Consider the following 4,513-nt stretch of genomic DNA (forward strand, 5'->3'; position numbering starts at 1 on the left):
AGTATTCTTTTCAATTCATTCAACTTCATTAAAGCTTCCACTGGCGTAAGTGTATTGATATCCAAAGCATTAATCTCTTCTTTAATCTCTTCCAGTAAAGGATCATCTAAATTAAAAAAACTTAATTGCATTTCTTCTTGAGATGAAGTTCCACCCGCCAACTCCTCTGCGGAATGATTTTTTTCTAATTTCTTTAATAGCTTTTGAGCTTTTTGGATTACCGTTTGCGGCATTCCCGCCATTTTAGCCACATGAATACCAAAACTGTGAGCACTTCCACCTTTTACTAATTTACGAATGAATAATACATTGTCTTTTAATTCTTTTACAGACACATTATAATTTTGAACTCGTTCAAAAATAGACTCCATTTCATTTAATTCATGATAATGTGTAGCAAACAAAGTTTTAGGCCTTCCTGGATGTTCGTGTAAATATTCTGAAATTGCCCATGCAATTGAAATTCCGTCGTATGTAGAAGTCCCTCTTCCTATTTCATCCAACAAAACTAGACTTCTATTAGACAAATTATTCAAAATAGAAGCTGTTTCATTCATTTCCACCATAAACGTAGATTCACCCATAGAAATATTATCACTTGCTCCTACCCTTGTAAACACTTTATCCACCACACCCATTGTTACAGCCTGAGCTGGAACGAAACTTCCCATTTGAGCTAATAAAACAATCAAAGCTGTTTGTCGCAAAATAGCCGATTTACCAGACATATTAGGTCCCGTAATCATAATCATCTGTTGGGATTCATTATCTAAATACACATTATTAGAAATATAAGGTACTCCAATAGGCAATTGTTTTTCAATAACAGGGTGTCGTCCTTCTTTAATATCTAATACATAACTATCATTAATCTTTGGCTTAACGTAATTATGCTCAATAGCCATCTGTGCAAACGATTGTAAACTATCTAACTGTGCAATTAAACTTGCATTCAATTGAACCGCCTTGATATATAAAGAAATCCAACTAACTAACTCTTCAAACAACTGATTTTCTAGCTGTTGAATTTTCTCTTCTGCTCCTAAAATTTTGGCCTCGTACCCTTTTAACTCTTCAGTTATGTATCGCTCTGCGCTTACTAAGGTTTGTTTACGAATCCAAGAATCAGGCACCTTATCTTTATGTGTATTTCGCACTTCAATGTAATAACCAAACACGTTATTAAAAGACACTTTCAACGAAGGAATACCCGTTTGTTCACTTTCTCTTCGCTCTAAATCTTCTAAATACCCTTTTCCTGTAGAAGAAATTGCTCGAAGTTCGTCTAATTCAGGATGTATACCGGCAGCTATTGCGTTTCCTTTATTAATATTCACAGGTGCATCAGGCTGAATGGTTTTTTCGATTTTTTCACGTAATAATTCACAAGCATGCAAACTATCACCAATTAACTTTAGCGCTTCATTTTTAGAAGCTAAAGCCAAGGTTTTAATTGGAATAATAGCATCTAAAGATTCTTTTAAATACAATACTTCCCTTGGTGAAATTTTACCTGTTGCTACTTTTGAAATCAATCGCTCTAAGTCGGAAATTTGCTTAATTTGGTATTGAATAGCTTGTAAATCTTCTTGATTTTCTTTTAAATAGGCCACCACTTCATTTCGCCCTTTGATCTTCACAATATCTTTTAAAGGCAAAGCAATCCAACGTTTCAACATACGACCTCCCATAGGTGAAAGTGTTTTATCAATAACATCTAACAAGGTTACGGCATTTGGATTGGTACTGTGGTACAATTCAAGATTACGAATGGTAAACTTATCCATCCAAACATAAGCATCTTCTGCTATTCGTTGAATATTAGTAATATGCTGAATTTTATTATGCTGCGTTTCTGATAAATAATACAAAATAGCCCCAGACGCCACAATTCCTTCTTGCAATTCTTCTACTCCAAAACCTTTTAATGAATTGGTTTGAAAATGTTTGGTCAGGGTTTCAAATGCATAATCTTCTTTATAAATCCAATCTTCCAAATAAAACACATGATGATCTTCACCAAAAGCAGATTTAAATGTGTTTTTATGGTTTTTTGTTACCAAAATTTCACTAGGCCGAAAATTTTGTAACAACTTATCAATATATTCTTCAGTTCCTTGAGCCGTTAAAAATTCGCCTGTAGAAACATCTAAAAAAGCAATTCCCAAATTCTTTTTCCCAAAATGTACCGAAGCAAGGAAATTGTTTGTTTTGGCACTTAAAATATCATCATTTAAAGCAACACCTGGCGTTACTAATTCGGTTACTCCTCGTTTTACGATTGTTTTGGTCATTTTGGGATCTTCCAATTGATCACAAATAGCAACACGTAAACCGGCCTTCACTAATTTTGGCAAATAGGTATTTAATGAATGATGAGGAAATCCTGCTAATGCCGTTTCACTTTCACTTCCATTTCCTCTTTTAGTCAGCGTAATTCCTAAAATTTGAGATGCTCGAATGGCATCAGCTCCAAAGGTTTCATAAAAATCTCCTACTCGAAACAACAAACACGCATCGGGATATTTAGCTTTTATCTCGTTGTATTGTTTCATTAAAGGCGTTTCTTTCGGCGCTTTATCTTTTATTTCAGTTGCTGCTTTTTTTGCCACAATAGTACATTTTGGAATGAGGGCGAAGATAGGAAAATTCAATGGCAATGGCAAAAATCAAAAGCAAGGGCAATTACAAAAAATTATCAATTAGCATAATAAGACTTGATGTAGTTGTAATAGTCGTTGCCATTTTATCAAATTAATTTATCTTTGCAACATGAGAAAATTAGCCAACGCCGAGTTAGATCGTAAGAATATTGAAGAGTTCAAACAAGCTAAAAAAACACCTATTATTGTCATCTTGGACGATATTAGAAGCTTGCACAATATTGGTTCGGTATTTCGGACTTCGGATGCGTTTCTGATTGAAAAAATATATCTATGTGGCATTACAGCTACTCCTCCTAATAAAGAAATTCATAAAACTGCTTTAGGCGCAACCGAGACGGTAACTTGGGAATATGCTAAAGATGTAGTTGAAGTTATTAAGCAATTAAGAGCTGAGAATATCCAAATTTGGTCTATTGAACAAACGGAAAATTCAGTTATGTTAGATGATTTCAGACCAATATCTAATACAAAATACGCCTTAATTTTTGGGAACGAAGTTAAAGGCGTTTCACAAGAAGCAATTGACCTATCAAACGGTGTAATTGAAATTCCGCAATTAGGAAGTAAACATTCTTTGAATATTTCAGTAAGTGCCGGAATTGTAATTTGGGATTTATTTCAAAAGTTGAAAATAGTGGTTTAATTTTCAATCTTGTTACTGACTTCATTCAACAGATATACATAATCTTCTTGGTTTTTCACAAAATCTAGGTGAGAAACATCAATGATTAAAACATTTAAATCTGTTTGTGTTTTGATATAGTCAAGATAGCCCTGATTAATTTTCTCAAGGTACTCTGCTGGAATTTCCTGTTCATAACTTCTCCCACGTTTCTTGATATTAGCTAACAATCGTTCGGTATTTTGATACAAATAAACATACAAATCAGGTTTAGGCATTTCCTTATAGACAATATCAAACATGGTTTTATACAATCGAAATTCATCTTCTTGTAACGTTACTTTAGCGAAAATCAACGATTTAAATATATGATAATCAGCCACAATGAAATCTTTAAACAAATCGAACTGTGCTAAATCATCCGTAAGTTGCTGATAACGATCAGCTAAAAAAGACATTTCCAAAGGAAAGGCATAACGACTTTGATCTTTATAAAACTTAGGCAAAAAAGGATTGTCAGCAAATCGTTCTAACACTAACTTAGCATTACAATCTTCAGCAATCTTAGAAGCTAACGTTGTTTTTCCTGCTCCTATATTACCTTCAATTGCAATATAATTTAATAAAGATTCATTTATTTTTTGTATCGGATTAATCAATTTACCCACTTCAACAATTAATGAAGTATCTGGTGATTTCACAATTAAATCTGAAATAGCAATTTGATTTACGGGATGTTTCCAATAAGGCGCCACATCTTTTAAAGGGTATAAAACAAAATTTCTATCGGAAAGTTTGGGATGAGGAACTGTTAAATTTTCAGTGGAAATGATTTCATCATCATAAGCTAATATATCAATATCAATTATTCTTGAATGATAACCTGGCTCTGCATTTCTGACACGTCCTAATTCCTTTTCAAGTTTTAAAATTTTGCTCAATACTTTTTGTGGTGACTTATGAGTATGTGCTTTAATCACACAATTATAAAAAGGCGCTCCTTCAAACCCCCACGCGGGCGTTTCATACACAGCCGACACACTAACAACGGTAATTACATGTAGATGTAATGCATCAATACATGACTGTAAATTTTGGGACTTGTCTCCCATATTAGTACCTAACGAAAGTAAAAGAGTATGCTGTGTTTTCATCAATCAGCAAAATAACAAACAATTTTAGATAATCCCTTGACAAAAAAATAAATTTTATGAACATGTAACAA

At 33.3% G+C, this 4,513-nt stretch carries 3 protein-coding genes; 1 reads left to right on the forward strand and 2 read right to left on the reverse strand.

Annotated elements, in window-relative coordinates:
* Positions 1-2,555 (reverse strand): DNA mismatch repair protein MutS (mutS, locus tag QZ824_RS10750; protein ID WP_291276017.1); only part of this gene is annotated, 2,555 nt, incomplete at its 3' end.
* 217 nt (positions 2,556-2,772) lie between these two features.
* On the opposite strand from mutS, the gene QZ824_RS10755 reads away from it, so the two are divergent.
* Positions 2,773-3,309, forward strand: coding sequence for an RNA methyltransferase (locus QZ824_RS10755; protein WP_291276015.1), 537 nt, complete (start codon positions 2,773-2,775; stop codon positions 3,307-3,309).
* Here QZ824_RS10755 and folK read toward each other — a convergent pair.
* A complete protein-coding gene (folK, locus tag QZ824_RS10760; RefSeq protein ID WP_291276016.1) occupies positions 3,306-4,442 on the reverse strand; it encodes a 2-amino-4-hydroxy-6-hydroxymethyldihydropteridine diphosphokinase in 1,137 nt (378 codons plus the stop codon). The two genes, QZ824_RS10755 and folK, sit on opposite strands and share 4 nt — an antisense overlap.
* Positions 4,443-4,513 lie beyond the last annotated feature (71 nt).

The sequence above is a fragment of the Flavobacterium sp. genome (genome assembly GCF_021151785.1).
Lineage (GTDB): Bacteria > Bacteroidota > Bacteroidia > Flavobacteriales > Flavobacteriaceae > Flavobacterium.

Bases quoted from the DNA above. Each gene is read 5' to 3' on its own strand.
- QZ824_RS10755 (WP_291276015.1), top strand. From the start codon at position 2,773: ATGAGAAAATTAGCCAACGCCGAGTTAGATCGTAAGAATATTGAAGAG.
- folK (WP_291276016.1), bottom strand. From the start codon at position 4,442: ATGAAAACACAGCATACTCTTTTACTTTCGTTAGGTACTAATATGGGA.